The 25,738-nt window shown below is 48.0% G+C and carries 24 protein-coding genes; 7 read left to right on the top strand and 17 right to left on the bottom strand.

The annotated features are described in order from the left end of the window. Together GK108_RS14655 and GK108_RS14660 are read right to left on the bottom strand one after the other, a co-directional pair. Entirely contained in the window at nucleotides 1-624 is a 624-nt protein-coding gene (locus GK108_RS14655; protein WP_163949534.1) for a hypothetical protein, read from the bottom strand. A 345-nt stretch (nucleotides 625-969) separates the two neighbouring features. After that, the gene (locus tag GK108_RS14660) at nucleotides 970-2,019 is read right to left on the bottom strand and encodes a chemotaxis protein CheB (RefSeq protein WP_163949538.1); all 1,050 of its coding nucleotides are present in this window, start codon (nucleotides 2,017-2,019) and stop codon (nucleotides 970-972) included. 109 nt (nucleotides 2,020-2,128) lie between these two features. On the opposite strand from GK108_RS14660, the gene GK108_RS14665 reads away from it, so the two are divergent. The 3 genes from GK108_RS14665 (at nucleotide 2,129) to GK108_RS14675 (ending at nucleotide 7,876) form a co-directional block, all read left to right on the top strand. Then, nucleotides 2,129-6,619, top strand: coding sequence for a CheR family methyltransferase (locus tag GK108_RS14665; RefSeq protein WP_163949541.1), 4,491 nt, complete (start codon nucleotides 2,129-2,131; stop codon nucleotides 6,617-6,619). 113 nt (nucleotides 6,620-6,732) lie between these two features. Continuing rightward, a complete protein-coding gene (locus GK108_RS14670) occupies nucleotides 6,733-7,182 on the top strand; it encodes a response regulator (RefSeq protein ID WP_163949544.1) in 450 nt (149 codons plus the stop codon). Nucleotides 7,183-7,393: 211 nt separating this feature from the next. Further along, entirely contained in the window at nucleotides 7,394-7,876 is a 483-nt protein-coding gene (locus tag GK108_RS14675; protein WP_163949549.1) for a response regulator, read from the top strand. 14 nt (nucleotides 7,877-7,890) lie between these two features. Here GK108_RS14675 and GK108_RS14680 read toward each other — a convergent pair whose 3' ends face one another. Beyond that, nucleotides 7,891-8,709, bottom strand: a complete 819-nt coding sequence (locus GK108_RS14680; protein ID WP_163949552.1) for a response regulator transcription factor — start codon at nucleotides 8,707-8,709, stop codon at nucleotides 7,891-7,893. Nucleotides 8,710-9,161: 452 nt separating this feature from the next. On the opposite strand from GK108_RS14680, the gene GK108_RS14685 reads away from it, so the two are divergent. Both GK108_RS14685 and GK108_RS14690 read left to right on the top strand, forming a co-directional pair. Next, nucleotides 9,162-9,593, top strand: a complete 432-nt coding sequence (locus tag GK108_RS14685) for a response regulator (RefSeq protein WP_163949555.1) — start codon at nucleotides 9,162-9,164, stop codon at nucleotides 9,591-9,593. A 27-nt stretch (nucleotides 9,594-9,620) separates the two neighbouring features. Next, on the top strand, nucleotides 9,621-10,097 hold the full coding sequence (locus GK108_RS14690; RefSeq protein ID WP_163949559.1) for a response regulator: 477 nt from the start codon (nucleotides 9,621-9,623) through the stop codon (nucleotides 10,095-10,097). Nucleotides 10,098-10,125: 28 nt separating this feature from the next. Here the strand turns inward: GK108_RS14690 and GK108_RS14695 are convergent, their stop codons facing one another. Continuing rightward, complete coding sequence (locus GK108_RS14695) at nucleotides 10,126-10,617, bottom strand: hypothetical protein (RefSeq protein ID WP_163949562.1); 492 nt, start codon at nucleotides 10,615-10,617, stop codon at nucleotides 10,126-10,128. 165 nt (nucleotides 10,618-10,782) lie between these two features. After that, nucleotides 10,783-11,529: an SDR family oxidoreductase gene (locus GK108_RS14700; protein WP_163949565.1), complete on the bottom strand. Its 747-nt coding sequence runs from the start codon at nucleotides 11,527-11,529 to the stop codon at nucleotides 10,783-10,785. A 79-nt stretch (nucleotides 11,530-11,608) separates the two neighbouring features. Between GK108_RS14700 and GK108_RS14705 the strand changes: the two genes are divergently transcribed. Continuing rightward, nucleotides 11,609-11,995 (top strand): winged helix-turn-helix transcriptional regulator, encoded by a 387-nt coding sequence (locus GK108_RS14705; protein WP_163949570.1) that lies wholly within the window; start codon nucleotides 11,609-11,611, stop codon nucleotides 11,993-11,995. A gap of 72 nt (nucleotides 11,996-12,067) precedes the next feature. Here the strand turns inward: GK108_RS14705 and GK108_RS14710 are convergent, their stop codons facing one another. Further along, nucleotides 12,068-12,448 (bottom strand): hypothetical protein, encoded by a 381-nt coding sequence (locus GK108_RS14710; RefSeq protein WP_163949573.1) that lies wholly within the window; start codon nucleotides 12,446-12,448, stop codon nucleotides 12,068-12,070. A 112-nt stretch (nucleotides 12,449-12,560) separates the two neighbouring features. Further along, a complete protein-coding gene (locus GK108_RS14715) occupies nucleotides 12,561-12,791 on the bottom strand; it encodes a hypothetical protein (RefSeq protein ID WP_163949577.1) in 231 nt (76 codons plus the stop codon). 898 nt (nucleotides 12,792-13,689) lie between these two features. On the opposite strand from GK108_RS14715, the gene GK108_RS14720 reads away from it, so the two are divergent. Continuing rightward, nucleotides 13,690-14,310: a hypothetical protein gene (locus GK108_RS14720; RefSeq protein ID WP_163949582.1), complete on the top strand. Its 621-nt coding sequence runs from the start codon at nucleotides 13,690-13,692 to the stop codon at nucleotides 14,308-14,310. 31 nt (nucleotides 14,311-14,341) lie between these two features. Here GK108_RS14720 and GK108_RS14725 read toward each other — a convergent pair whose 3' ends face one another. The 10 genes from GK108_RS14725 to GK108_RS14770 form a co-directional block, all read right to left on the bottom strand. Further along, nucleotides 14,342-15,463: a DUF3089 domain-containing protein gene (locus GK108_RS14725; RefSeq protein WP_163949585.1), complete on the bottom strand. Its 1,122-nt coding sequence runs from the start codon at nucleotides 15,461-15,463 to the stop codon at nucleotides 14,342-14,344. A gap of 6 nt (nucleotides 15,464-15,469) precedes the next feature. Next, the gene (locus GK108_RS14730; protein ID WP_246224904.1) at nucleotides 15,470-16,264 is read right to left on the bottom strand and encodes a LytR/AlgR family response regulator transcription factor; all 795 of its coding nucleotides are present in this window, start codon (nucleotides 16,262-16,264) and stop codon (nucleotides 15,470-15,472) included. Further along, the gene (locus GK108_RS14735; protein WP_163949588.1) at nucleotides 16,264-17,292 is read right to left on the bottom strand and encodes a sensor histidine kinase; all 1,029 of its coding nucleotides are present in this window, start codon (nucleotides 17,290-17,292) and stop codon (nucleotides 16,264-16,266) included. Before GK108_RS14735 ends, GK108_RS14730 begins: the two co-directional genes overlap by 1 nt. Nucleotides 17,293-17,738: 446 nt before the next feature. Next, the gene (locus GK108_RS14740; protein ID WP_394366279.1) at nucleotides 17,739-20,927 is read right to left on the bottom strand and encodes a histidine kinase dimerization/phosphoacceptor domain -containing protein; all 3,189 of its coding nucleotides are present in this window, start codon (nucleotides 20,925-20,927) and stop codon (nucleotides 17,739-17,741) included. Between the two features lie 149 nt (nucleotides 20,928-21,076). Further along, complete coding sequence (locus tag GK108_RS31480) at nucleotides 21,077-21,667, bottom strand: YybH family protein (protein ID WP_163949594.1); 591 nt, start codon at nucleotides 21,665-21,667, stop codon at nucleotides 21,077-21,079. A gap of 31 nt (nucleotides 21,668-21,698) precedes the next feature. Beyond that, a complete protein-coding gene (locus tag GK108_RS14750; protein WP_163949597.1) occupies nucleotides 21,699-22,211 on the bottom strand; it encodes a YybH family protein in 513 nt (170 codons plus the stop codon). Nucleotides 22,212-22,235: 24 nt separating this feature from the next. Continuing rightward, nucleotides 22,236-22,640 carry a hypothetical protein gene (locus GK108_RS14755; protein ID WP_163949600.1) on the bottom strand — a complete coding sequence of 135 codons (405 nt, stop codon included), beginning with the start codon at nucleotides 22,638-22,640 and terminating at the stop codon, nucleotides 22,236-22,238. Between the two features lie 153 nt (nucleotides 22,641-22,793). Continuing rightward, complete coding sequence (locus tag GK108_RS14760) at nucleotides 22,794-24,038, bottom strand: DUF1624 domain-containing protein (protein WP_163949604.1); 1,245 nt, start codon at nucleotides 24,036-24,038, stop codon at nucleotides 22,794-22,796. A gap of 108 nt (nucleotides 24,039-24,146) precedes the next feature. Continuing rightward, a complete protein-coding gene (locus GK108_RS14765) occupies nucleotides 24,147-24,650 on the bottom strand; it encodes a RidA family protein (RefSeq protein WP_163949607.1) in 504 nt (167 codons plus the stop codon). A gap of 28 nt (nucleotides 24,651-24,678) precedes the next feature. Further along, nucleotides 24,679-25,737, bottom strand: a complete 1,059-nt coding sequence (locus GK108_RS14770; RefSeq protein ID WP_163949610.1) for a proline iminopeptidase-family hydrolase — start codon at nucleotides 25,735-25,737, stop codon at nucleotides 24,679-24,681. Nucleotide 25,738: the final 1 nt, after the last annotated feature.

Here is a 25,738-nt window from a genome sequence, read left to right on the forward strand (position 1 = left end):
TCAATCAGGAAAAGACCGTTGTCCGGACGTTTGTTCTTCCAGTTTTTTGACCTGTTCAACAATTTCTTCCGGGGATACGTATAGCCGGGCAATTTTGTCCTTGTAAGCCTGTGGCAGTTCGGCGTGATCGAGAATAAATCGTTTGGTAGCAACAAGATAGGGACCAAGGCCGTGCCGTACAGCAAAATCGTCCGCAATTCGTTCAGCTTTTTTTACGAACTCAGGGGAGGTGATATAAGAGAGACCAAAGCCTACCATTCCCAGGTTTGTTCTGGTCTGATAGTCCATGATATGACCCAGTTCATGACCGATCCAGCCAATCATGATCTGGTCAGGAAGATGATGGATGGGAGTGAGCGAGTGCGTCAGGGTAAAAACCGAGCTGATATTGATCTGATAAGATCGATTAGCCCGGCTGCCCAACAGTGAACTAAACACCGGCTGAGCCTGCATGACCGATGATTTGATACGCTGTTTGAAAACAAATCGGATCGGTACGTTGATGAGTTCAGGATAAAACGACAAAGCTGTCAGTACGTTCTTCTCCAGAATCGGCGGAATCGTTTTGTTCGTTCGAAAATGAGACAGGTTGTCTGAACTAGTATCTGATGTGATTGCTGCCATAGGTAGTTATCGAACCAGTGGATGAAACTGGCCGTCTTTAAACTAACCACGGTTAATATGGCTTGGTTTGGTAAGATGAAGGTAGGCGGGGTATATTCTACACTGGCAATCAGCATTAAATCGTAACGTAGTGAGCGAAATGAAATCGAGGTAGGTAATCTGCCAACGAAGCTGTTCATTAAACTTTTATGTGATGTACCTTTTTGTCATCTAGACGAAGAGTGAAGTGTTTAAGTGACAGCTATTTAATAAAACCTGATAGTTGCCCAGAATGGGTAGCTAGTTTTCAGGAGCTCACTAAATACTGGCAGGAGGCCTTAATTGCCTGAACGTTTCGTTGTTATGCTAGTTACTGTTTGGGGGTGAGCCGGGCTCGGGTTGTTGAACCGAGTTTCCGCTGTATTTTTCCTGCTGCATGGCAAAGTTGCGGGTCTGACTGGCTCGCTCACGGGTAAGCCGGGCTTTTTCAAGAAACTGAGCTGCAGCGATTTCATTTCCACCCTCGGCAAAGTGCTTGCCCGAATGCTCCAGCAGAATAACCGTTTCTTCGAGACTACGGACGGCTTTCCAGAACGAGTCTTCAACGACTTTTGTGGTTTCGGCCAATAGCGAACTGGCCGTAAAAGCATGACCCGTGTGGCAACGGTATCGAATCAGTTTACCTTCTTTAATGCTGATTAACGCACCATTACATTCCGGGCAGGTTAAGGGCGTAAAGTCTCCCATGTCCAGAATGCCCATGTCGAAAGCGTTATCCTGAGCGGCAATGTTTATTTCGGTTGCCATCCGATTCTCTTCCTCTTTAGGCAGACTCGGTTTGTCGGTTACAGTCTCGCTACACAATCGAATCAGTAAAGCAGGCATCTCGCCTATGGATAGATTGTAGTCTACCTCTACGTAATTCAAAACGTTATCGGGCATACTGGAATACATGGCCTCTTCTGGTTGCTGGATGATACAGGTGCCACCAAGCCGTTTTATCGACCACATGCCTGATGTGCCATCATCGAGCATGCCGGTTAGTATAATTCCAATAACCCGAGGGCCATAGTTGTAGGCAGCCGAACGGAAGAGTGCATCGATTGAAGGACGAAAGCGATTTTCTTTTGGGCCTTTCTTTACGAGCACCTGATCATATTCTACCAGTAGATGATGATCGGGTGGAGCCACGTAGATATGCCCTGGCTGAATTAGTTCACCATCGCGGGGATGGCTGGCAGGCAATTGGCCTGCTGTAGCCAGAATATCCGGTAAATAACTTGGCGAATGCGGAGAAACATGCTGAACGATAAAGAGAGACGCTTGAAAATCATAAGGCAAAGCTGCTACCAGGTCTTTTAACGCGTATACGCCCCCTGCCGATGCTCCAATAACAATAATATCATGCTTTGCCATATTCGTGTGAACGTTTACCTTTATCGTATTCTGTAAAGAATTGCTCAACATATTTAGTAGATACTTTAACCAAGAGATTAACGCTTGGTTTGTATAGAACCTGAAAAATATGGCAAAGAAGCGATCCTCCGCTCCTGCATATGTACCCAAAGTCCCGATTGTTGCCATAGGTGCTTCTGCTGGCGGACAGGAAGCGATAATAGAGTTGTTAAAAAATCTGTCGCCATCAACAGGACTGGCCTATATCTATATTCAACATCTTGATCCCAAGGAGGAAGCACCTTTGATCGATAGTTTACGTCAGGCTACACCTATGACGGTACAGGAGGCACAGCACCTGATGCGTATAGAACCGAATCATCTGTATGTTATTCGGCCAGATCGTAATCTGGAGGTTTTCAATGGCATACTGACCGTAAAGACACAGGCTTTTCACTCGTCGATTCATATGCCTGTTGATCAGTTTTTTCTCTCACTGGCCGAGCAGCAGAAAGAGGGGGCCATCGCTGTTGTGTTATCAGGAACAGCGTCGGATGGAACGTTGGGGTTGCGGGCCATTAAAGCAGCCGGAGGCATTACGTTTGCGCAGGATATCTCGGCTCGGTTTATGAGTATGCCCCGCTCGGCAATAGTAGAGGGGGTTGTGGATCGAGTATTGTCTCCGGCTGGTATTGCCAAGGAACTGGAGCGCCTGAGTAGCCAGATTGACCTATTTAAGCAAACGGCGCTGACTGAATCCCAGGATGCGGAAGGGTTGGAAGTGTTAAAAGAGGAGCCTATTGTTGGCTCCAACGACGATTTACGGAGCATTATTCAACTGTTGCGCCGGGCTACGGGTGTGGATTTCAGCCACTACAAAGTAACAACCATCCGTCGGCGGATTATTCGTCGGACCCTGCTTTATAAATTAGACTCGTTGCGGGCGTATGCTGATTATATTCAACAGCACCCCGACGAAGCCAGTTTGTTATACGATGATCTGCTGATCAACGTAACAACATTTTTTCGGGACAGCGAAACGATGGATTATCTCCAGAAGGTGTTGTTCCCGCAACTGGTTCGCGATAACCCCCCCGGTGAGCCAATACGTATCTGGGTGCCGGCCTGTTCGACAGGCCAGGAGGCCTATTCCATCGCAATATTGCTGCTGGAAGTACTGGGCGAACGGTCGCTGAATCGACGGATACAATTGTTTGCTACCGACCTGAGCGAATCTGCCGTAGCCAAAGCCCGGTTGGGTAGTTATACGCGTGGCGAGGTGAGGGACGTATCGCCCGGACGATTACAGCGTTTTTTTACCAAAGTAGACGATCATTACCGAGTCAACAAATCGGTGCGGGATCTGTGTGTATTTGCCCCACATAATCTACTGAAAGACCCGCCCTTTTCACGACTCGATCTGATCAGTTGCCGGAATCTGCTGATCTATCTCGATACGTCTCTTCAGCGGAAAGCGATCGTTACGTTCCATTATGCATTGAACCCTACTGGCTATCTGGTGCTGGGTAAATCCGAAACAGTAGGAACATCGGCCGTTCTGTTTACTCAGTTGGAGAAAAACTACAAGGTATTTGTTCGCCGAAACGACGTGGATAGTCGTGCTACGTTCACAATGACGCCCCGCCATCATGACGGCGATACCACTAATGGAAAGCCCCAGGTTATTCCCAAAATTACGGGAAAGGGCGCAAATAGCACACCTAACAACTCCGTACCTGGTTCCGTATCTGACCTGGATAAGCTGGTTGATAATCTTCTGCTAACTCATTATATCCCTGCAAGCGTAGTGGTCAGTAAGGATATGGAGATTTTACAATTTCGGGGATCAACAGGTTTGTTTCTTGAGCCTGCTCCGGGCAAAGCGAGTCTGAATCTGATCAAAATGGCTCGCCCGATGCTGGTGTTTGAACTTCGGAATGCGATTCATAAAGCCCACAAGTCGGGGGAGCCAGTACGGAAAAATGGGCTGGAATTTAAAGTACGAACAAATACACACTACGCGTCAATTGAAGCCATTCCGCTCGATACGGCTACGGAAGAACGTCTGTTTCTGATCATTTTTGAAGAAATGGAGCCACCGGTCACTTCCACTACGCAGTCGGCCAGTGCCCGTAATGAACGGATCAAAGAACTGGAAACGGTACTGGCCAATCTGCGCGAAGATATGCGTTCGATTATTGAAGAGCAGGAAGCCAGTAATGAAGAGCTACAGTCGGCCAACGAGGAAATTATCAGCAGCAACGAAGAGCTGCAGAGTATTAATGAGGAGCTGGAAACCAGCAAAGAAGAAATCGAGTCAACGAATGAGGAGTTGCTGACCATTAACCAGGAGCTTCAGGTTCGGAACGACCAGCTATCTGAAGCACACCAGTTTTCGGAAGATATTTTTCGGACTATTCGCGAGGCTACACTGGTACTCGATGCCGAATTGCGGGTGAAGAGTGCGAACCCTGCTTTTTATCGTCTGTTTCATTTTACCGAAAATGCGACCGAACGTCGACTTGTTTACGAACTGGGAAATCGACAGTGGGATATTCCTGAACTAAGGCTCATGCTGACCGATATTCTTATGTCGGGCCTCCAGTTTCAGGGGTTTGAACTAGCTTATTTTGCGCCAGAAACAGGCGATAAAATTCTGTCGATCAACGCCCGGCGAGTGGTTCGGCAACAGGATTCAATCTTAGTGGCGATTGACGATATTACTGAACGTCGGCGGGCGCAACACCTACTGGCTGAACGCGAAGCTTGGTTTCGTCAGATAGCCGATAATGCCCCTACGCTGATCTGGGTAACCGATGCTGACGGCCGATTTACCTTTCTAAACAAAGTATGGCTTGACTATACAGGACGTAGTATGGGTGATGTGCTCGAACATAGCTGGGTTGAAAGCCTTCATCCCGACGACCAGCCCGTTTATCAGCTTACCTACAACCGGAATGTTAAAGACCGGCAACCGTTTAGTATAGAATATAGACTTCATCGGCGGGATGGGGAGTATCGATGGATGCTGGAAAATGCGCAGCCCACCTTTACGGCAGAAGGTACGTTTCAGGGATACATTGGCTCATCGGCCGATGTACACTGGCAACACGAAATGAATCAGGAGCTGGATCAGCGTGTGCGGGAACGAACGGAGGATCTAGCTCAGCGAACCCGGCAGCTAAGTACGCTGGTCGAAAACACCCCCGATGTTATTACTCGCTGGGATAAAGAGCTACGACTGTTGTTTGCCAATAGTGCCTTTACGGGCAAAACGGGCCAATCGCTTACGGATCTGTTGGGCAAGACCAACCTTGAAATGGGTCAGCCAGCCGACATTGCCGAGCCTTATATGGCGAAACTTCAATATACCTTCGATACTGGCCAGCCGCAGGAACACTATAATGCTTTCCCAACCCCTACTGGCTGGGCTCAGTTTTATTCACGGATGGTACCTGAGTTTGGACCAGATAACACCATTGAAAGTGTGCTGGCTATTGCCCGTGATATTACTGACTTGCAGCAGGCTGAACGGAATCTGGAAGAAACCGCCCTCAATTTACAGGCCGTATTGAATAGTTCGCCGGCCGCTATTGGGTTTTTGAAACCAATTCATGATGCCAATCAGACGATAATAGACTTTCGGTTAGTTGTCTGTAATCAGGAGTTTGCTACGGTAACGAGTCGGACGATTGAGCAATTAACAGGGAAATCGATTGCGCAACTAGCTGAGAAACTTTGGCAGGAACATACATTTTCCAATGTTAAGCGGGTATTGGAAACCGGCGAGTCGTTTCAGGATGAGCGCTACGATGCCAAAGTAGACCAGTGGATGCTCATTACGCTCCTGAAATACGACCACGGCGTTGTCTTGACCGGTCAGGATATTAGCCTGCTCAAAAAAGCGGAACAGCAACAGGAACAGCTACTTGGAGAGTTGGTAAACTCAAATGAGAGTTTACAGGTATTGGCACAGCTACGTCAGCAACTTCGGGAAAGAGGAGAGCTGCTACGTCGAACGTCGCACGATTTAAGAGGGAATTTTGGTATTATTCAGGGAGCGGCTACGTTGCTGGATTTTGCCAACTCCGACGATGAGCGGGCGCAGATGCTGGGCGTGCTGCAGCGAAATCTAAAGCAGGGTACGCAATTACTTACCGAAATGCTGGATATGGCCCGGTTAGAAGCGGGGCAGGAAGAACTACATATTACTTCGTTTGATGTTGCTGAACTGCTCTGGGAGTTAGCCGAGAGTGTACGGCCACTGGCTAATGAACGTAATTTATGGCTTTATGTAGACGGCGATGTAACATTGGTTGTAGAAAACGATGCTGTAAAAATTCGGCGAATTGCTCAGAATCTGTTATTGAATGCCATAAAATACACAGAAGCAGGAGGTGTAACGATTAACTGGAAAGTCGATGCGGATTATTGGTGGCTAACGGTTGTAGACACCGGCCCCGGACTACCTGAGTCGACTCGTTTGAAATCGGGGGAAGGTATTGGCCTTATAATTGTTCGTCAATTGTGTGAGTTGTTGAATTGCCAGCTATATGTCGACAGCCGCGCTGGCGAAGGAACTCAGTTCTCACTGAAGTTTCCTCAACGGTATTCTTTCTGACTAACTGCCCCCTGAGAGTACAATACCTAACTATATGGCATTTTTTTGATGTATTTGTCTACCTAATAGTTCAATATGTAGTTATTCATTTAATTGACTTGATACGTGGGTGTATGAGAAATGGTAGTGGGCAGGTCTATATTGTCGATGATGAATACGATTACCGATTTTTAGTTGAACAGGTATTTATGCGGTTTTTGCCTCAGTATACTGTTCGCTTTTTTACAAGTGGAGATGATTTGCTAGGGCATGTATTATCCCAAACAACGCAAGGTGAGTATTTGGGTAATGACTTCCCTAGTTTGATCCTGCTGGACATGCACATGCCTGGCCAAAACGGTTTGCAAACACTGCTGGAAGTACGTCAGCACAAAGTCTGGAAACAAATTCCGATTGTGATGATGAGCAATGCCACTTCGCAGCAGGAACGAGATTCCTGCTATATAGCGGGTGTTAACTCCTTTCTGATCAAGCCTATAGGTCTAAACCGGTTACTGGAAACAATGGAAGCGGTCTGTAAGTACTGGCTTCAGTTGAATCAAGCACCATCACCTGATTTATGAATCGGGCTTAATCAAGCCGAAATTGCTCACCGGAAAAAGGCCCGGTTCCTAACAGCCTCTCGTGAATCAAAACAAAGCTAGCCTTAACAGGGTAAAACAAGGAGTCGTACGGAACAGCTATTGATCAATTCTGATGTTTTAGTACGTATTTTTAAATTAAACTAGTTAGTTTATAGATTATAGCTAACTTAGTGAAATACTTGTATCAACTATGGCAGCTTTAACTAAATACGAACATCTCCGCGGCAATTTTAAACGGGCTAAGTTACTTGTCATTGAGGATAATGATGACCATTGGACGTTGATCCGGAATGCTATCAACCAGAGTTTACCTGAACTAATGTACGTGCGGGCTAGTAACTCGGCAATGGCGCTTGAGTTACTTCAAAGCTGGACTATTGAGGAGTGGGAGTTACCTAAACTGATTTTGCAGGATTTATACGTGCCAACTAGAGAAGAAGGCTGGAACTTGGTGAAAGAGATTAAAGAGATGTCGCCAGTTTGCAATCGGATTCCGCTGGTGATGTTTAGTTCGTCGCAAGATCCGGATGATGTTAACGAGGCCTATCAGTTAGGTGTTTCATCGTATTTAGTGAAGCCTCTGGATTTTTCAGACTGGCTGGCTTACTTTAAGCAGTTACGTAGTTATTGGTGGGATACGGTAACCTTACCTCCCGTTCAGTTTTCAGTATAGTTTATTATGTCGTATCAGTAAAAGGGAGCGAATCGACCCGTAGTTTTGGCAGTAGGTAGCTGTACCATGTGTAGCCAAAACAGGCAGATTCGCTGCAGAAGATCGTCGGACAAGCCGTGGACTGGCGCGGCCGAAATAACCGAGTTGGCCTGATGCATGTAGCCGTCAATAACTGCCTGATCGGTTGGCAACACGAATAAGATTACCGGAATACTTCTTAGTTTATCACTGGCTTTTAATCGATGAAGCGTACTGAGTCGTTCCCGTGTTGCCGTTCGGGCATCGAGTAAAAGCAGGGTCGGAAGCTCTGCTTCCGGCAACATTTCCAGCATATGTGGTAGAAAGACACTTTGGTCCGTTGTATGAAACTGATAATCGGGGCAGTTCTTCTGAAAAACTTTCTGGGCCAGTTTGTAGCTACCCTCGTGCGTAGTGAGCATATACACAGACAGTGTCTGTGTCTTGCTCGGATGACTGGGCGTCAGATCACTGGATTCTTCACTATGCTGAGTAGATAAGGTATAATTCTCCAGCGACTTTACTACGTAATCCCACCGACGGCGGCTCACAGGGAGCACTTCACCACTATCCAGGTATATTTTTCCTGACATTTTTTTGCGGGGCGGCTGATACAGTTTTGTTACGTAGCTTGGATTAACAAGAGCCGTTTTATGGACGCGAATAAAGGCGGGCAGTTGGTCTTCGATATAGCTGATAGGCTTGGCTAGTAGTTTTTTGCCACCATCCCGGAAATAGGTCCAGCAATAGTTATTGGCACCCGAGAAATACGCTATTTGATCTGGTTGCTGGAGAATCGGTTTGATCACACTCATAAAAGAAAAATTAGTAGATAGCCTTGCTCTCTTTTGAGACATGTCCATTACTGGACGTAGCAAGTATCATCCTGGTGTTGTTGGCAACAATCTTTCTACGTAGTGCCAATCTGTAGTAATAACAACAGCCATTCTTAGAAAGCTTGAAAAAAGAGCTGGTCTTGGGATACACGTAACATTTGGGATGTAAATAGTGAGGTAATGGCCCGCTCGGTGGCAAGTTCTTCGTAGTCTATTCCATTTTGCTCCTATGCTGGCTATCTGGCTTACACACAGGAAGAAAGCAGAAGAGGGGAGCCCGTGACGGTCAGTTAGGGAGAAGAAGGCCTGCAAAATAGGCTTTCCCAACAATTACTATCGACAATTGATTATCGTCATATTATCTTTTACTTTACATTGAAGATTGACAATTGCACGGATTTATTCTCCGGGCTTTCTGTCTTCAACACCACATGAGCAAATTATTCCGGATTCTTATTGTCGATGATGATGACGATGATCAGTTCCTGATCAAGAATGCTTTTGAAGCCGAAAGTGAACGTTTTCAATTTCAGGTTGCTATGGACGGCAATGAAGCACTGGAGCAGATCAAATCACTGGATACGCTACCCGATCTGATTTTGCTGGATCTGAATATGCCCGTTATGAGTGGTTTCGAATTCCTGAACCACATTAAATCGTCTCAACGGTACCGCCATATTCCTGTTATTGTGTTATCGACTTCGAGCGACAACGAAGATGTAAATCGATCATACAAGTTTGGCGCCAATACGTTTGTCGTCAAGCCTTCTGATAGCCGTGGCCTTCTCGAACTGGCTAATTTGGTACGTCTATATTGGTTTTCACTTGCCCGTATTCCAACTGTACGTATTCCTGAAAAATAAAGTAATAAACTGGATTGAATTGTAATAATGAATGCTGCCTCTAACGAATCTGCTGAATTTTCCATCCTTTTAGTTGATGATGATCCTCAGATTAACGATATGCTGAATCAGGTCACTAAAAGCGAGTTCCCTCAATGTACATTCATTCATAAAACCACTTTTGAGGAAGCAACAATTTACCTGGACCAGTTAGTAGGGTGGGCCCCTCGTTTAGTGTTGCTCGATATTGATCTGAAAACAGAAAAATCAGGATTGGATGTACTTGCCTGGATTCGGAATCAGGAACAATATACACTGTTGCCAATAGTGATCCTCTCGGTTATGCACGATGAGCATGTTGTACGGCAGGCCTATGCGGGTGGGGCTAATATCTTTACGAATAAACCATTTTCGTATACCGACTGGAAAGAATACGTAAAATACTTGCGGACATACTGGTTTTCGACGGCGAGTACGCCAAAACTCTGGTTCGATAAACCCGGCGGAATGCCAACCGAAGAGTAAGCCCGTAAAGCGATGCTGCCAGGGCAGCCTATTGTTTTTCAAACCTGATCTGAGCACCTGAGCAGGGGGCATTGCCCGGTGGAACAAAGTTATAATCGACGGTCCGATTGGGATAAATATAAAGCGTATTGTAACCACAATCGGCTGTTGTGCTTAGCTGAACAAAATAGCTGGAGACTTCGCTTCCACCCGTATTGCCCACTATGTTCACATCTGTATAGGAAAGATCGCGTCCCGGCGAATACTTTCCATTAGCGGTGGCCTGAATAGTAACCTGTATGCTGGTGGAAGTCAGGCGTTTTATGGTCATAGTTACCGTCTGGCTATTGATGGGATAGGGCGTTGATGAACCATTTTCCGTAAACCGTCGGGCCTGATACGTTCCGGCGATCGCATCGGAAGGAACACGACCCGTCTGAGCAACGGGTGCTTCGCGCATGGTACAGGCTGATAAACCTGCTGATAAAGCAAGCGTCGCCCATAAGCTGAGGGGTCGGTTATTTTTAGTGAGAAGATGCATACATGTTGTGTTTCTCTATAAACTTCCTCAGCATCAAAAGCTCCCTGTCTACTGACGATGAATCCAGTGAATGGGCTGTAGAATTTTGCAGAGCCGAACATCTTAAATCAAAACAGGCGTAAACGCATGTGCGTTTACGCCTGTTTTGTTATGAACCGAGCAGGACTAGCTTTTCAAACTCATGCCACCATCCATAACAAGTTCAGCGCCCGTGATGAAGCTCGAAACCGGGCTACTAAAGTAAGTCACCATTTTGGCGACATCACCGGCATTGCCCATTTGTCGGAGTGGAATGCGGTTAATCATCCAGTCTTTCAATTGCTCAAGCTGGTCTGCGCTATAACCCGCTTTAGTCATAATCTCCGTTTGAATCGGGCCGGGACTTACACTATTCACTCGTATCTTTCGAGGAGCCAGCTCTACCGCTGCTATTTTCATTACTGAGTTGAGAGCAGCCTTGCTGGATGAGTAGATAGAACTGTTCGCTCCATGCATACTGGCCGTATTTGACGACAAAAACACGACTGAGCCACCGTCGTTTAACAGTGGGATGAAGTTGCTGAGTGTAAAATAAGCGCCTTTGAAATTGACATTCATGACGTTGTCGAAGTCGTTTTCTGTTGCCTGTTCAATGGCTCCCCCGCCTAGTATGCCAGCATTGATGAAGAGAATATCGATTGCCCGGTACTGCTTTTTAACAGTTTCTGACAATTGTTGAATAGCCGAAACTTGGCCTTGGTCAGCCACGAAGCCAATGATGCCAAGCTCGGCAGCAGCTTTGTCAACAGCCTCTTTCCGTCTGCCAGTTATAACTACGGTAGCGCCCTGTTTTTTTAGTTCTTTCGCTGTAGCGTAGCCAATACCACTATTGCCGCCTGTGACCACAGCTATTTTCCCCTGCAAGGTATCCATATGAAAAATGATTTGATCGCTGCAAACCTAGTATTGAAATGGTATACCTTTGTAATCAGTATAACAGAGTATACCAACTATGCAAGACGAGAAGCGACAGGAAATGGCCAAGGGGGTACTTTCTAATCCGCGCAATCAGCGTCAGGAAGTGCAGGCGCTACAGGATACGATTTATGTGATCGGCGGGAAATGGAGATTGCCGATCATCAATTCAATATGCAATGGGAACAAACGATTTCGTGATATCGAACGTAGTATTCCGGGCATTACTACGCGAATGCTATCGCGTGAACTTAAGGATATGGAAGCTAATCAACTGATCCGTAGAACTGTGATTCCGACTATTCCAGTCGCCGTCGAATATACTGCTACGGAATACTGCCAATCGTTTGGAGATATTATCCTGGAGATGATCAAATGGGGCAAGCAGCATAAGGAGCGTATCATACACACCACAGATCAGTAATAATGCATTGGCAGACTATTTCGTCGTTAGTGAGGTTTTCGCCAAGTACTGAAAACCTCACTGGACATGTAATTATGGACGTTGCCGACGACGTTCTTTCATGGCGTCGCGCATCTCTTCTTTGATGTCCTGATACTGCTTAAACTGGTCTTTGCTCAGGACTTTTTCCAGTTCATCGTCTTTACGTTTCATCATCGACCTGGCTTCCCGAGCCGTTTTCAGATTGCGTCCACCCGCTTCGAGCAGCGATTGCGCTTGTTTCGCATAGTTTAAATTAATAGCGGCAACGGAAGACTCCTGATCAGGAGATAATTGAAGTGTTTCTTTCATTCGTGCCGTTTGGCGACTGGCCCGTTCTTCGGGTGTTCCGATTTGTCGCTGCTGAGCAACTGACGTAAGAGAAACGAGGATCATAGCAACCGAGAATGCATGTTTTACGAATTTTAGTGTCATGATGGATTTTTTGGTTTACTTGTTTACATAGAACAGTACTAAAGTGAATGCCAGTTTAGACGACGTATTGTCTTCGTAGGGGAGATTATAGACGTAACGCCTTCAGAAAAAACTAGTAGACGATTACTCGTCGGGGGCGGGTTACCACTGCTATCCGAGTAGCTGGAACGACTACAACTGGTGCAGGTACCAGCGCCGGGCGCGCGATGACAACGGGCCGGGGTGGCACAATAACTCGTACTGGCCGACGAACAACTAGTACACCAGGTTGCGCCTGTACGGCAACGCTGCCAATGAAACATACAGCCAGAAAACAACTGGCCAGTAGCTTTGCTACTTTCATAGGATTTGCTGTTAAAATGGACGAAATAAGACGTAGTGTGCCAGTTACGGATTGGGATGAGCCCGTGTCTGAACTGGACGAGTCAAAACTACTACGTCTCCCAGGCGAATGCCCGAAAACAGCAGTGAATGAGAAAGATTAGCGGGTAAAACCGCCCAATGACGTAGTGAGCCCAGGAATGGGGTGAAAATAAATTACCAGTGCTTCCGCTAATTGGTAAGGTATGTATAGGTGGATATGCCCTTAAGCCAATGGATGTGGATCAAGTCAAACGGATTATTTAAGTTCCTCCAACCGTTTAACAACCGTTTCATACTCACAAACTCGGGCTACTTGCCGAAGAAGTATCCGTTTAAAATACCGGTCTGATTGCTGATTGAGCGCAGCAACGGTTGCTGAAACTGTAGCCTCTTGAGATCTATGGTACGTTTGCAGGATACGCCCATACGCTTTGTTATCTGCTTCTAATCGTTTTTTATAACGTAGTAACTGGTGCTGATTTAATCGATGCATGGTAGATAATACACGTAGAGTATGGTTTAGTGCCCAAAATGAATAGCGAACATGGCCCTAGATTAATGTAAGTCGCTGCTGCATAAGTTTTAAATTAACGATTGAGATGGTCAAATCATTCCCAATCACCTGCTAAACTGGCAATTTGTAAAAACACTATATTTTATGACCCAAAATACAAAACGTCTGGCTAATTGCCGATTCTGAAATCGCTCAGATGCTGAAGTAGATAGCAGGAAAATACATTTTTTTTCTTGTGATCATGTTGGGAGCGAATGTGCTCAGAAGATTAGTAAGCAAATTGTTAATACGTGTATAGGTAGGCTAAAATTGCAACTATATAAGTAGTTGACGGTATATTCTTGCTTCTTACGTCAAAGGCACGATGAACACACTACGCTATTGCGCTTTCCTCCTTCTGGTCGGTGCCGGATGCGCCAGACAGCCAATGGGCTCTCACAATGGTCCATTCAATGTGACGGGTAGACTCAACGATTCCACCTGGTACGGTACAGGCGAACTATTACGTATCAAGGAACCTTCACAACAGCTCCAGGATGTCCGTCAGTTGAATTTGCTGGTCTATACGGATATTGATTATCCCGGTATGGGCGTTGGGCCAAACCCCAATACAGAAACGGGCTGCCTTGATGGAGAATGCACCCGAACCCAGATCTTGATGATTTATACTATTCCATTGAAAAAAGGCCGTACTAGCCTTACCAGGCTAGCTAAACGTAGCATGATACAAAACCAGCAAACGAACCTTTCGTACGTAGGTAATTCCGGCGGATTAGTGAAACGCTATATCGACAAAGGCGTGAAGCCGAGTTGGGTCAGAGTATCGAAAATTGATGAAGCGACTGGTATAATAACTGGCCGCTTCGTGCTTACACTTAATGAGGATTTGACGGTTTATAACCGGAGTAAGAATGGCATGCCAGAAATGGTCCGCTTCACCGATGGCCGATTCCGTATTAAAATCAAAGATGTACTCTTGAAATAAAGTATGAACGCTAGGTAGTCAAAGCCACTCGTCAACGGCTGGCTGCGTCATTGAACGCCTGGATTCTTTGTCTGACATTATCCCGTATATTCATCCAGAACAGGTTATAATCCAGCACATGCAGGTTTTTTAGCTTTTTGGGAAGGTCCTCAGCAGCATTTGGAAAACTAACCCATAGAATGGCCGACTGAGGTTCTACCTGAGCGCTCAGGGAATGAAGAATCAGCTCGTTAAAGCCTTTCAAGGCGCCTGTATGTAAACGGCTGGGAGCTGGCTCCGACGACGGTGTCCAGGTTAACGGATTTACACAGAGCGAATTACCGTGTTCGTTTTCAATATCACGGGGTAGTTCATTCTTCTGATAGGTTCTCCAGCCGATAATGCAGTGAGTGGCAATAGGCGTGTTTCCCAGCGGAATCGTTCGAAAGCTATTTTTCTCGATCTGATAGCCGACTACGTAAGCGCAAACCAGCTGTTTTTGCAACGGTTTACCATCGACGAGTTCCTGCAATAATCGTATAGCGTGCAAACTACCCTGACTATGCGAAGCGATGATAAAGGGCCGGCCGTGGTTTTCGTGATCCAGATAATGCTGGAATGCTTTTTTTACATCACCATAAGCTAGATCGAAAGCGGCCTGAGCATGGGTAGACTGGCGAACCAGAAATGCCTTTAAACTGGCCTGCCGATATCGGGGGGCAAAAACCCGGCAACTACCATTAAAAACCGAAGCCTGATACAGAATCGGTCGACGGTCCGTTAGCCGAATAAGGGTCGTGTCGCTCAGGTCGGCATTCCAGGCTGTGTTTTTTAGATCGCTCAGCAGGTTTTTTCGGCGCTCGTCCGGTTCTGTTACGTCGGCTTCCGAATGAATACCCGTTCCGAACGTAGTGGGATGAATAAAGAAAACATCGGCCAGGCTGTCGCGCTGTTCCTTGTTGATAAACGCAGGGATGCTGTCGGCAGGATCATGTTTGTGAGGATGTGCCGCCCAAAAATAAAGATCGTTATAGTCTGGTGATGGGCCAGTAGTAGAAGCCGCATTCTTATCGAGGTTGCGTTCCAGCATTTGCTGGACCAAACGTCGTTGCTGTCCAAAAGAAGGGCTGATAAACAGACAGGCGATTAAGACGCAGATGCTATATTTTTTCATAGGTATTTATTCCTCCATCCACCTTTTAAACAACGAGACCCGATCTTTGCTGATTAGAATAGGTTGATTTGCAGTTGGTTGTATTTTTAATTGTAATCGACCGTTGAAATAAAGTTCGGCCTCCAGTATGCTGTTACGGGCCACAATGAACTGCCGGTTGGCCCGAAAGAACTGGTGCGGGTCAAGTTGATTGTCCAGGTCTTCCAGTTTTAAGTCGATGGGATAGCTGATAGGCAGACCCGTGCTACGTCGGTCACTTGTCCGATCGAATAACGTAGCAGAAACAACGCCCCCTTCAATGGAGAAATAGGCTACATCGTCAACTTTAAGCGGCAGTAGTCGATCGCGAAACTGAATCAGAAAACTGGTTCGGTAGGACTGTTTTAAAAAAGCACGACCATTCAGTAACGATTGCATCTGACGGATCAGATCGTCCGTGGCTGGGCGAGCCAGCGAGCGATATTTGTGCAAACTACGTTCGAGAGACGCCCGATCGATAGGTTTCAGCAGGTAGTCGATACTGTTGAGCTTAAATGCGCGAATGGCGTATTCGTCGTAAGCGGTTGTAAAGACGATTGGGCAGGGAACTGAAACGCTTTCCAGTAGCGAGAAAGACAAGCCATCGGCAAGCTGAATGTCCGAAAAAATCAGATCGGGCGTGGGTAGCTGTGGCCATTTAGCCTGGCCGTCTTCTACGCTGTCGATTACGTCCAGAATCGTTAACGATGGTTCAATTTCCTGAAGTAAAGCGGCTACGTGGTTAGCTGCCGTAACTTCGTCTTCAATAAGTAGAACACGCATCAGCTTAGTGGGATAATTGGTAAATGAACGCTAAAATCTGTCTCAGAACGGACAAGTTGAATTGATTGGCCAGCTAGTAATCGAAATCGACTGTCCAGATTGGCCAGTCCGCTACCCATACCGTCGGCCGATTCTGCCTTGGGTTGATATACATTTCGGACAATAATATGTTCGTTGGCTGTATCGGTTAGTAGATAGATGGTTAACGGCCGGCTGGAAGAGACAATATTGTGTTTGACGGCGTTTTCGATCAATAACTGCAGCGACATCGGCGGAATTTGCCAGGGAGCCTGCGCAGGCAGTTGATTCTCAATGCGGAGGTTGGTGCCAAAGCGGATCATCAATAAAAACGAATAGGCTGAGGTGAATTCTATTTCTTCCGAAAAAGACACGAGTGATTGTTGCTGTACCTGTAACGAGTAACGTAGTACCTGCGACAGTTTAGCCAGATATTCCTGGCTTCTGGGACCACCTTCCCGAATTAGTGAACTGAGCGCATTCAACGAATTGAAGAGAAAATGAGGGTTCAACTGAGCACGTAACGTATCAATTTGGGCCTGTAAGCTCTGTTGCTTTAATAGCTCATTTTCGGCCTGAATTGTCCGGTTTTGCTGCAATACGGTCAGGAAATTAGCAATCAGAAGGGCAGTTACCCAGACAAAGAAGGTTCGAAAGTAAGTGGTAATGATAACCAGAATAGGGCGGTCGGGATATACGAGAAGGATAAGCCCTATAAAAGCCGCCGTAAGAATAAGGAAGGCTAAAAAGTTAAGCGCATACCAGCCGAAAAGGCTCAACCGTGGCCGGTATTGCTTTGTTGTAAGAACGTGCCGATTGAGTTCGATAACACAGAATGTAAAAGCAACGTGAAAAACCATCCGACTTAGCGACAGGCTGGCATCGGGCATACCCGGTACCGCAATCCAGCGTGATTGATACGTTAACCGCAGCAACGGCAAATTCACTAAAACCGATACGATCAATGAGGCAATGCCCGCAATTTGGCGCCACGAAAAACGAATGTTCATAGCCCAAGTTACATAGGGGAAGATCGTTCCAGGGTAAAAAAAGCATCAGGCCGGAAAATTCGGACGTTAGCCTGACATTTGAGCATGTGAATCGATGGGTAAAACCTGGCGCATAACAAACAGGGAAAATTTCCGGCACTTAATTTTCCTATGGAATTTGGCTGGATGAATGGTTCAATCTAAGAGATCCACGAACAAATAATCGGAGGATTTCTTGAACGATTTTATAGCTTCTGCTAATACTATAATTTTATTCACAATGAGTAAATTATATGCCTGATTTGACGAATTAAATACCCCTTTTAGTGGTCGAGAATGGCCAAAAGGAGGAAGCAAAACGGTAATCAACAGGTTCGTTACATAACGAAAACGACTCCTACCGAAAGCCGGAAATTGGTTGCCAGATAAGCAAACGACCAAATACAGGGTTCTGATTTTGTCTAAACTTAGGTAATAACTGGCCGGTTGAAGCGGAGTTTGACCAACGTCCCATTCTGGTTTTCGTAGGTGAGCGTGCCTTCAAGTTGGCGTGTAAGCAGCTCCACTAACTGGGTGCCGAAGCCCGTTTCGTTGAGGGCTTCCACGGGCGGCTTGCCAATCCCGTTGTCGGCCACTTGTAGCAGCAACGAATCGTCGCCCATCCGCGTCAGGCTGATGCGGATGGTGCCGTTGTCCGTACCTACAAATGCATATTTAAGCGAGTTAGTGATTAACTCATTCGTTAATAATCCTATCGAAACCGCCGTGTCAATATCCAGTTCTAGCTCGGGCATTGGACAATCGATGGTGATACGCCCGGCCGCATCGAACGAATCGAGAATGCTTTCAGCCAGATTATTAAAATAGTCTCGCATTTCGATAGCCCCTAACTGCTTACCCTGGTACAGTTTCTGGTGAATGATGCCCATACTCTGCACCCGGTTTTGACTGGCCTGTATCGCTTCCTGTACGTTGGGGTCAGTAACTTTAGCCGACTGCAAGGCGAGCAGCCCCGATACCACGGACAGATTATTCTTGACCCGGTGGTGAATCTCTTTCAGCAGCAGTTCGTTCTGAGCGTTTTTCTGCGCAATCTCGTCGCGCTGTTGTTTAATGACTAGGGCTTCCTGAAGGGCCAGTTCACGGGCTTGTTCACGCAGACGGATCGTCAATAAGTACCAAAAGCCGAGTAGCAGCAGCAGCGCATAAGCTGCATAGGCCCAAAGACTTTGCCACCAGGGTGGGCTTATGCTGATACGGAGGGGCACCAGAGTTGTCCAGATTCCGTCGCTGTTACGGGCTTTCAGGTGGAACAGGTACGTTCCCGGCTTCATCTGGGCAAAATTAACGGTGTTTTTGGGCCCAATACTTATCCATTGTGGCTTGTCATTCGGCCCAGTCAGGGAATAGGCATAGGCACGACTGCTGGTGTTGCGGTAATCCAGCAGCGCAAATTTTAGTTCCAGTGTGTTTTCTCGGTGCGACAAGCCCAACTCATTGGTTCGCCAGCGATCCGGGGGCAGGGGCCGCATAGTTTGCGTTCCGTCGATGTCGAAGCAGGAAACGCCCACCAACCGCAACGGTGATGAGGCTTTCGGAATAGTATGGATGGTATCGGTTGGCCCAAACCGCCGTAAGTTGTTCTGGCAACCGAAATAAATCTCGCCGGTAGTCGCCAGTGTTGTAATGGGCGTAGAGTACACGGAGTTGCCGACAAACTGCGGAAACGTGGTTACACGCTCCGTTAGGGGGTCGAGACAGGATACCACCTGATGCTGGTTGAACCATATTTTGCCGGTTTTGTCGAGGGTAGCGTGGGCAAAATAATCATCCGTAAACCCGTTGGTGAGATCATATTTTTTGAATCGCCCCGTTTTGACCGACAACTTCTGTAAGGGAGCTGCATACCCGCTCGTTACCCACACATCGCCCTGCTTATCAATCAGGGGCGCATAGGTGTAGTTGCTGGCCAGTCCGTAGGGGGCGCCTTGTCGGAGCACAAACCGCTGTACTTGCCGCGTTCGTTTGTTTACCCGACTAAGGCCGTGAGCCGCTCCGCAGACCCACACGGTGTTCCGGGCATCAACCGCAATTTTCTGAAGTGTGTTTGAGAGTAAACTGTTGGCATTGTTGGGATCGTTTTTCCACTGTTCATAGGTACTCACCAGCCCCGTCTCAACCGATAGACAGCCCCTTGGAATTCGGAAAAGTCCTTTTCCCCAGGTTGAAATCCAGAGGTCACCATCCTTGTCAAGGGCTGAAGCGATGGCATTCGGGATCGTATTACGCCCGGCCTTATCTAAACGGACGGGTGTGAGACGATCCGTCTTTTTGTTGTAAACGAACACGCCAGCTTCCGCACCAACCAGCAGATATGGATCGTAACTGTTTCCGGCCACACCTGGCAGCGGGCTGGTGAAATAGGTGAAGGGCTGTTTCAGTACAGTTTTCATTTCATTCCGGGACGGCCTGGCGTGGCCCGGATTATAACGAATCAGGCCCAAATCGGTACTGATCCAGAGGAAGCCTTCCGGGTCGGGCATGAGGAATTCCGCCACGGGCCGTGCCAATCCAGGCCGTGCCGTACCTGCACTGGCGGTGTTAGTAAATTTTGGCAGTGGAATGTTGGGGTGGCGTTCCTGTCGGGGGTCGAAAAAAAGCGGATTTTTGTCGCTCGCCCGCTCCAGCCAGATTAACCCCTGTCGATCTTCATACAGCGTTACAAATTCCTTGAGCTGTTCGCCATTGCTGATGGCTACGGCTGTGCATTGCTCCACGACGGTCCGGTCGGCTGAAATACGAAAGATGTCGTTATCGCAGCAAAGCCAGAGCCGCCCCGCCCGATCTTCCAGAATCACGTTTGGAAACGGAATTGGTTTGCCATCGGCTGTTCGCCTGTCGAACCAATTGATTTCCTCTGTTTCAGGGTTAAAAATCCGCAGCCCGGTTTGGCCCGAAATGCCCATCCAGATCAGGCCGCGACGATCTTTGCAGAGGCCGTTAATCGTATTGAGACCATCTGTAGTGTTGATGATGGGTACCCCTGATTTATTTACCGTCGGAAAGCACCGCCAACGGTTACGGGTCCGGTCAAACTGCTCAAACCCGGCCGTTGTGCAAACGTAAATATTGCCCAGCCTGGATTGGCCCGCCGATTCAATCAGAATCGGCGACAGCGGGTTGCCCTGCAATTGCCCTGACTCGCCTGGTTTGGGCAAAAAACGGACAGTACGGCCCGTTTTAGGGTCGAATCGATTCATGCCATAATCGCTGCCGATCCAGAGATAACCGGATTCATCGCGTTGAAGAAACCGAAGCTTATCCGACGATAAACTGGTTTTGTTGGTGGGCAGGTGTCTAAAATGGGCCACGTTGCCGGTTCGCTGATTGTAGGCATTAAGGCCCCCGTCGCGGGTGGTTATCCAGAAGGTGCCTCGCTCATCCTGAATCATATCCGCCACACGCGCCGAGGAGAGGGAGTTCAAATCTGCCGGATCAGAGCGCACCGTTACGATTTCATGGCCGTCGTACCTGTTCAGACCACTACCACTGACGAACCAGAGAAAATCGTCGCGGTCGGTAAAGAATCGATTGATGGTTAGTTGATTTCGGTTGCGGCCAAGCGTTTCTTTGGGAGGTTCGTCGAAGTAAAGCACCGTGGACTGTGCTTGCCCGTCTGGCGCGGACAGGCACACTAACAGGAGGAGCCACCTAAAAACAACGTATTTACCCATCTTGGGACAACCGGAATGCTGTAACTCACAAGATACGAAAATAGGTTTTCCGAGCCAGTGAAAGCGATCTGTCAAGGGACGGGTGGTGCATCGGCATTCCACATGCCCATGATGGAGACCCATTTCCCGTCTGTATTGCGTTTGAGCAACTCGGTGTACCGGCCCTTATCGACCACGATTTTTCCATCGGGCGTTTTTACGTCCATCTGGAACTGACCCGTTTCCCACCCCAGGTTCCCTTCACTACCCGTAGCAATCGTTTTGACGGATACATGGGTGGCCCCCGCGTCAATAGCACCCTTCCAGTAGTTGAGAATGGCCTGCCGACCTGTAACGGCAGGCTCATTGGGCGGATACAACGTAGCCTCATCCGCATAGCAGTTCGCAGCAGCCACGACATCTTTGGCGTTGATCGCAGCGGCAAAGTCCCGGTTCATTTGGGACAGTTCTTCAGCCGTAGCGGGCGTTGACGGTGCCGGTGAATGACAACCAGCGGCAAACAGGAGAAGAGCCGTAAAAACGGCCAGGATACGTATGGAGAATTTGAGCGTCATGATTAACGTAAGTTTAAACGGATTGGGAAACCAGCGACCGTTTTTGGGCTCATTCAGCGTAATAGGCCAGACATCGATCGTATATCCGATCGGTATCGGATCATTCACCGGGCTACCCGATCCCTTTAAAACCCCAGGCTCACTTGTCTTTCTGATCCTCGTTGTTAATATCGCGGATGCAGATAAATTTTCCGTCGCGTTTTTCAAAAATGCCCATGTATTTGCCGGTATTCACTACGTTGCCAGCTTTGTCTTTATTCGTTATCTTCCCAACTTCGGTCACCAGGTTGCTATCACCGTACACGTCCATCGTCTCGTAGGAAACCGTAGTCCCGGCCTTGCGAGCTTCCCAGCTTTTGAGCATAGCCTGTCGGATGGCGGCTTTGCCAACAAGCATAGGTACGTCGTCATTCATTTCTATGGCATCGTCTGCGTAGAGTGCCATCACTTTATCGATGTCCTTAGCTGTTGTGGCGCTGGCCCATTCGGTTTCGATGGCTTGTATTTCCGTTTTGATGGTAGCCATATCGGGTTTATCAGCTACCTGCTCAGTGGTCGCTTCTGCTTTTTGGGCGGGGGCGTTGCAACCCGTAATGCAGACAGACGTAATAGCCAAAACGGCCAGGATCAGGGTAAATGGATTTGTTTTCATTGGTTTTGTGATGGATTAGACGTTTTATTTCACTTTCACTAAGCGACGGTAGAGTTCAACGGCTTTTATTTTCTCGTACACCGTACCCAATTTTTTATCTGCTTCCTGAAACGATTTATCGTCGTGGATTTTCTTGTACGCTTCGGTATTAGGCCAATTGCCCTCGAAGTAGTAGCGGTATGTGTCGGTTCCTTCTCCGGCTACTTTGTAGAGTGTGTATCCGGCGTTGCTGTAGCCTAACCGTTTAATGATTGTATTCAACTCGCCGATCATTGCCGACAGTTGGGCTTCCGTTACACCGGCTGGCATATCGAACAGGTGTATACTTTTGAGTTGAGTCGTTGACGTTTGCTGAGCCTGTGCAGAGGTCGACATGCTGAGGCTAACCAGTAGCCAAAGAGCAGATAGGGAAATCAGGAGTTGCTTCATGAATTTGATTGATTTGATTGATTGTTTTTAAGATCGATTCTCCAGCAGTATAAGCTGGGATTAGAGGCTGATTCTGAGCCTCGGGCGGGTTTGGTGTCTTCGTTGGCCACCGGGGCCAACGTTCCTGTATGATGTGATGCCCGGATTGGTTGATCACAGATAGCTCAGCCACCACTGCTCTTTGTGCGTTGTCTTGTAGGCATCATACCAGCGACACAGGGGATACAACGACGCGACAACGGCTATCCAGATGAGGTAAACCACCCCAAGGTTGTAGCCTCCATGGCCGGGTAGCACAAACCGCATCGGTATGGTTTGTAGCGCTTTATCGGCCTCCGTCATGGTGTGGCCAGCGGCAAAAAAGACAATCATGCGCAGGGTATGCAGCACAAAAAAATGGAGCGTGTAATAAAAAAAAGCCGTTCGTCCGTAGGTACGCAGCACGCCCGTAACGCGGTTGTGTACATTCTCCAGTAACGCCAGTCCCAGCAGTCCCGGCCCTACCGTAATGCACATGTACAGCAGCGATGGCGGGTATTTATGCACCTTCATGAACGAGAACAACGTTGTGAGGCCGTCTTTCTGGACGCTCCAGGGGAAGGGGTCGCCGTATGCATTCAGCAAACGCAACCCCACAAATAACCCAATGGCTCCGGCACCGAGATAAAATAGCCACTGTTGACGCTTCCTGGCCGAAACCGCTGGCTCAAACAAACGGCCCAGGCAGTAACCCAGCATCATTAGCCCCAGCCAGGGAAGAAATGGGTACAGTACCACAATGGCCCGACCAGGCGCGTAGTCAAACACACGGTGACTGCCACCGTGAAACAACGCCCACCAAAAACCCGACGTAAGTCCCGGGGCCTGTTCCACCGCATCCAGCAGATTATGGCCTAAAACGATCGCTAACCCAATGCCTAGTATGGCTCGGAACGGTAGCCACGTCAGCGCGGCCATGAACACCATGCTGATGCCCAGCGACCAGAAAACGACCAGCGTGATGGGATTAAACAGGGTAAACGTATCCACCGGCGCAATCAGGAGTACCTCGGCTACAATGAGCCACAGACCCCGTTTCAGCAGGAACACACTCAACTCGCTGCGTGATTTTCGTAAACCCTGCAGGTAGATGGATGTACCGGATAGCAGGGCAAACGTAGGAGCGCAGAAATGGGTAATCCAGCGAGTGGCGTACAGGACCGGCGTGGTGGTATCGAGATTGAGCGGGTCGTCGATATTGGCCTGGGCGTGAAAGAAATCGCGTGTATGGTCCAGCGCCATAGTGACCATAATCAGGCCCCGCAGTACGTCGATGGAGTCAACGCGGCTTTTGATTAATGAAGGCGCAGGATTCAGAGAGCCTGCGGTTGCCGATGTATAGGGGAGTGGGAAGGTCATTGTAGTATAGCGGCTAAAACTCGTCTATGTGTCATGGGAGGTTTGGGCTATCCCCAGGCAGGAATCTGTAAAAATGACGAGGTTCATCATCGAATTCGCTTAACTGAATTAGCGCACTTTATAGGCTTCTAACTCAATCTCAATCAACTGACCGGGCAAGGCTAATTCCTTTACACCAAACCACGACCCGGTCGGAAACTGCTTTTTGTAGATCGTATTTCGGTAAGCCGACTGGTTCACAAATTCGGGCATGTTTGTGGTCAGAATATTCTCTACCACAACGTCGTCCCAGGTGTAGCCATAGTGCTTCGGAATTTTGTCCAGATCGGCGTAGCAATTTTTCATTTGTTGTCCCAGATCACCTTTCGCCGTCAGGTTTCCTTTCTCGTCCATACTGACCGCACCCGATATTTTCAGTTCATTGCCAATCCGGACGGCATGGGAATAGCCATACGCTTTTTCGAGTTCGGGCCGTAACATAAAGTACTCCGGTGCATCGGATTGAGCCGCTGGTTTCTCATCTGCTTTTTGGGGAGCGGTATTGCAGCCGATAGCAAACAGGAGCAGGACGGCAAAAGCGGCCAGCATCAGGGTGAATTGGTTGGTCTTCATTGGGATTTGGTTGGTTAGTGTGAAGCGATCAATTCCCTTTCTTCAGAAAGGATATCAACCCGGTGAAATACGTTTGCTGATCGTCATACATGGCGAAATGGCTACCGTTGGGGCATACTAGAAACGTGCCGTTTTTCACTTGCCCGGCCATCCACTCCATGTGTTTGGGATCCATCGTGTCGTAGGTAGCTCCGATAACCAATGTCGGTATAGTGATTTTGGGCAGGTCTTTGCTACGATCCCAGTTTTTCAGATTGGCATTACCCGCCATGCCAAATTCGCTTGGCCCCTGCATGGTCACGTACTGCTCCTGATTGATTTTGGCAAACCCCCGGTTCAGCGGTTCGGGCCATTGCGAAACTGGTATACGGCAAATGTGTTTTTCGTAATAATTGGGCAGTAACAGTTCCATATAGTGCGGGTTGGCAAAGTCGCCTTTAGCTTCGAGTGCTTTGATCTCCGCCAGCACGTTCGGGGCCATTTGTTTGGCCAGTACCTCGTTGGCATAGCGGCTGTAGGCGGGCGCACTGCTCATCATGTTTGAGATAAGTAAGCCCTTGACGTTTTGCCCGTATTTGAGGACGTACTCTATGCCCAGAATGCCCCCCCACGAGTGGCCGTAGAGGTAGAAATTGTCCTTATTTAGCCCTAAAGCGACCCGAACCTGTTCCAGTTCGTCGACAAAACGGGGCAGTATCCACAAGCTCTTGTCGGTTGGTCGGTCGCTGTTACCCGCGCCGAGTTGGTCATAATAAATGAACTCGATGCCTTCTTTAGGCAGAAAACTCTCGAACACCTCGTAGGCCTCATGACCAGCACCGGGACCGCCGTGCAGAATTAAAACCTTGACCGTTGGGTTGTTACCAATCCGCTTCGTCCACACGTTAAATGTGCCCTTCGGAGTCTTGATCGGGATTATTTTCACGCCCCCGGTTTGAATACCCGTATCGGCGGGGGCAAAGTAGGTTTGGAGTGCATTAGCCTTGTCGGCATTTGGCTTTGGGTCACAGCCTACAACGCTCATGCCAATGAGCAAAACAGCAAAAGTGGTCGTTAACAGCGAAGGTAGAAATTGGTTGATCTTCATG

Origin of the sequence: Spirosoma terrae, assembly GCF_010435915.1 — a bacterium.
Taxonomy (GTDB): Bacteria; Bacteroidota; Bacteroidia; order Cytophagales; family Spirosomataceae; genus Spirosoma; species Spirosoma terrae.

What these genes read in the sequence shown, in the direction of transcription:
- GK108_RS14750 (WP_163949597.1), bottom strand. Translation starts at nt 22,211, where the DNA reads ATGAAAACAAATCCATTTACCCTGATCCTGGCCGTTTTGGCTATTACG.
- GK108_RS14725 (WP_163949585.1), bottom strand. Translation starts at nt 15,463, where the DNA reads ATGAAAAAATATAGCATCTGCGTCTTAATCGCCTGTCTGTTTATCAGC.
- GK108_RS14675 (WP_163949549.1), top strand. Translation starts at nt 7,394, where the DNA reads ATGGCAGCTTTAACTAAATACGAACATCTCCGCGGCAATTTTAAACGG.
- GK108_RS14760 (WP_163949604.1), bottom strand. Translation starts at nt 24,038, where the DNA reads ATGACCTTCCCACTCCCCTATACATCGGCAACCGCAGGCTCTCTGAAT.
- GK108_RS14660 (WP_163949538.1), bottom strand. Translation starts at nt 2,019, where the DNA reads ATGGCAAAGCATGATATTATTGTTATTGGAGCATCGGCAGGGGGCGTA.
- GK108_RS14755 (WP_163949600.1), bottom strand. Translation starts at nt 22,640, where the DNA reads ATGAAGCAACTCCTGATTTCCCTATCTGCTCTTTGGCTACTGGTTAGC.
- GK108_RS14770 (WP_163949610.1), bottom strand. Translation starts at nt 25,737, where the DNA reads ATGAAGATCAACCAATTTCTACCTTCGCTGTTAACGACCACTTTTGCT.
- GK108_RS14665 (WP_163949541.1), top strand. Translation starts at nt 2,129, where the DNA reads ATGGCAAAGAAGCGATCCTCCGCTCCTGCATATGTACCCAAAGTCCCG.
- GK108_RS14695 (WP_163949562.1), bottom strand. Translation starts at nt 10,617, where the DNA reads ATGCATCTTCTCACTAAAAATAACCGACCCCTCAGCTTATGGGCGACG.
- GK108_RS14655 (WP_163949534.1), bottom strand. Translation starts at nt 624, where the DNA reads ATGGCAGCAATCACATCAGATACTAGTTCAGACAACCTGTCTCATTTT.
- GK108_RS14730 (WP_246224904.1), bottom strand. Translation starts at nt 16,264, where the DNA reads ATGCGTGTTCTACTTATTGAAGACGAAGTTACGGCAGCTAACCACGTA.
- GK108_RS14685 (WP_163949555.1), top strand. Translation starts at nt 9,162, where the DNA reads ATGAGCAAATTATTCCGGATTCTTATTGTCGATGATGATGACGATGAT.
- GK108_RS14700 (WP_163949565.1), bottom strand. Translation starts at nt 11,529, where the DNA reads ATGGATACCTTGCAGGGGAAAATAGCTGTGGTCACAGGCGGCAATAGT.
- GK108_RS14670 (WP_163949544.1), top strand. Translation starts at nt 6,733, where the DNA reads ATGAGAAATGGTAGTGGGCAGGTCTATATTGTCGATGATGAATACGAT.
- GK108_RS14710 (WP_163949573.1), bottom strand. Translation starts at nt 12,448, where the DNA reads ATGACACTAAAATTCGTAAAACATGCATTCTCGGTTGCTATGATCCTC.
- GK108_RS14735 (WP_163949588.1), bottom strand. Translation starts at nt 17,292, where the DNA reads ATGAACATTCGTTTTTCGTGGCGCCAAATTGCGGGCATTGCCTCATTG.
- GK108_RS14690 (WP_163949559.1), top strand. Translation starts at nt 9,621, where the DNA reads ATGAATGCTGCCTCTAACGAATCTGCTGAATTTTCCATCCTTTTAGTT.
- GK108_RS14680 (WP_163949552.1), bottom strand. Translation starts at nt 8,709, where the DNA reads ATGAGTGTGATCAAACCGATTCTCCAGCAACCAGATCAAATAGCGTAT.
- GK108_RS14765 (WP_163949607.1), bottom strand. Translation starts at nt 24,650, where the DNA reads ATGAAGACCAACCAATTCACCCTGATGCTGGCCGCTTTTGCCGTCCTG.
- GK108_RS14715 (WP_163949577.1), bottom strand. Translation starts at nt 12,791, where the DNA reads ATGAAAGTAGCAAAGCTACTGGCCAGTTGTTTTCTGGCTGTATGTTTC.
- GK108_RS14705 (WP_163949570.1), top strand. Translation starts at nt 11,609, where the DNA reads ATGCAAGACGAGAAGCGACAGGAAATGGCCAAGGGGGTACTTTCTAAT.
- GK108_RS14720 (WP_163949582.1), top strand. Translation starts at nt 13,690, where the DNA reads ATGAACACACTACGCTATTGCGCTTTCCTCCTTCTGGTCGGTGCCGGA.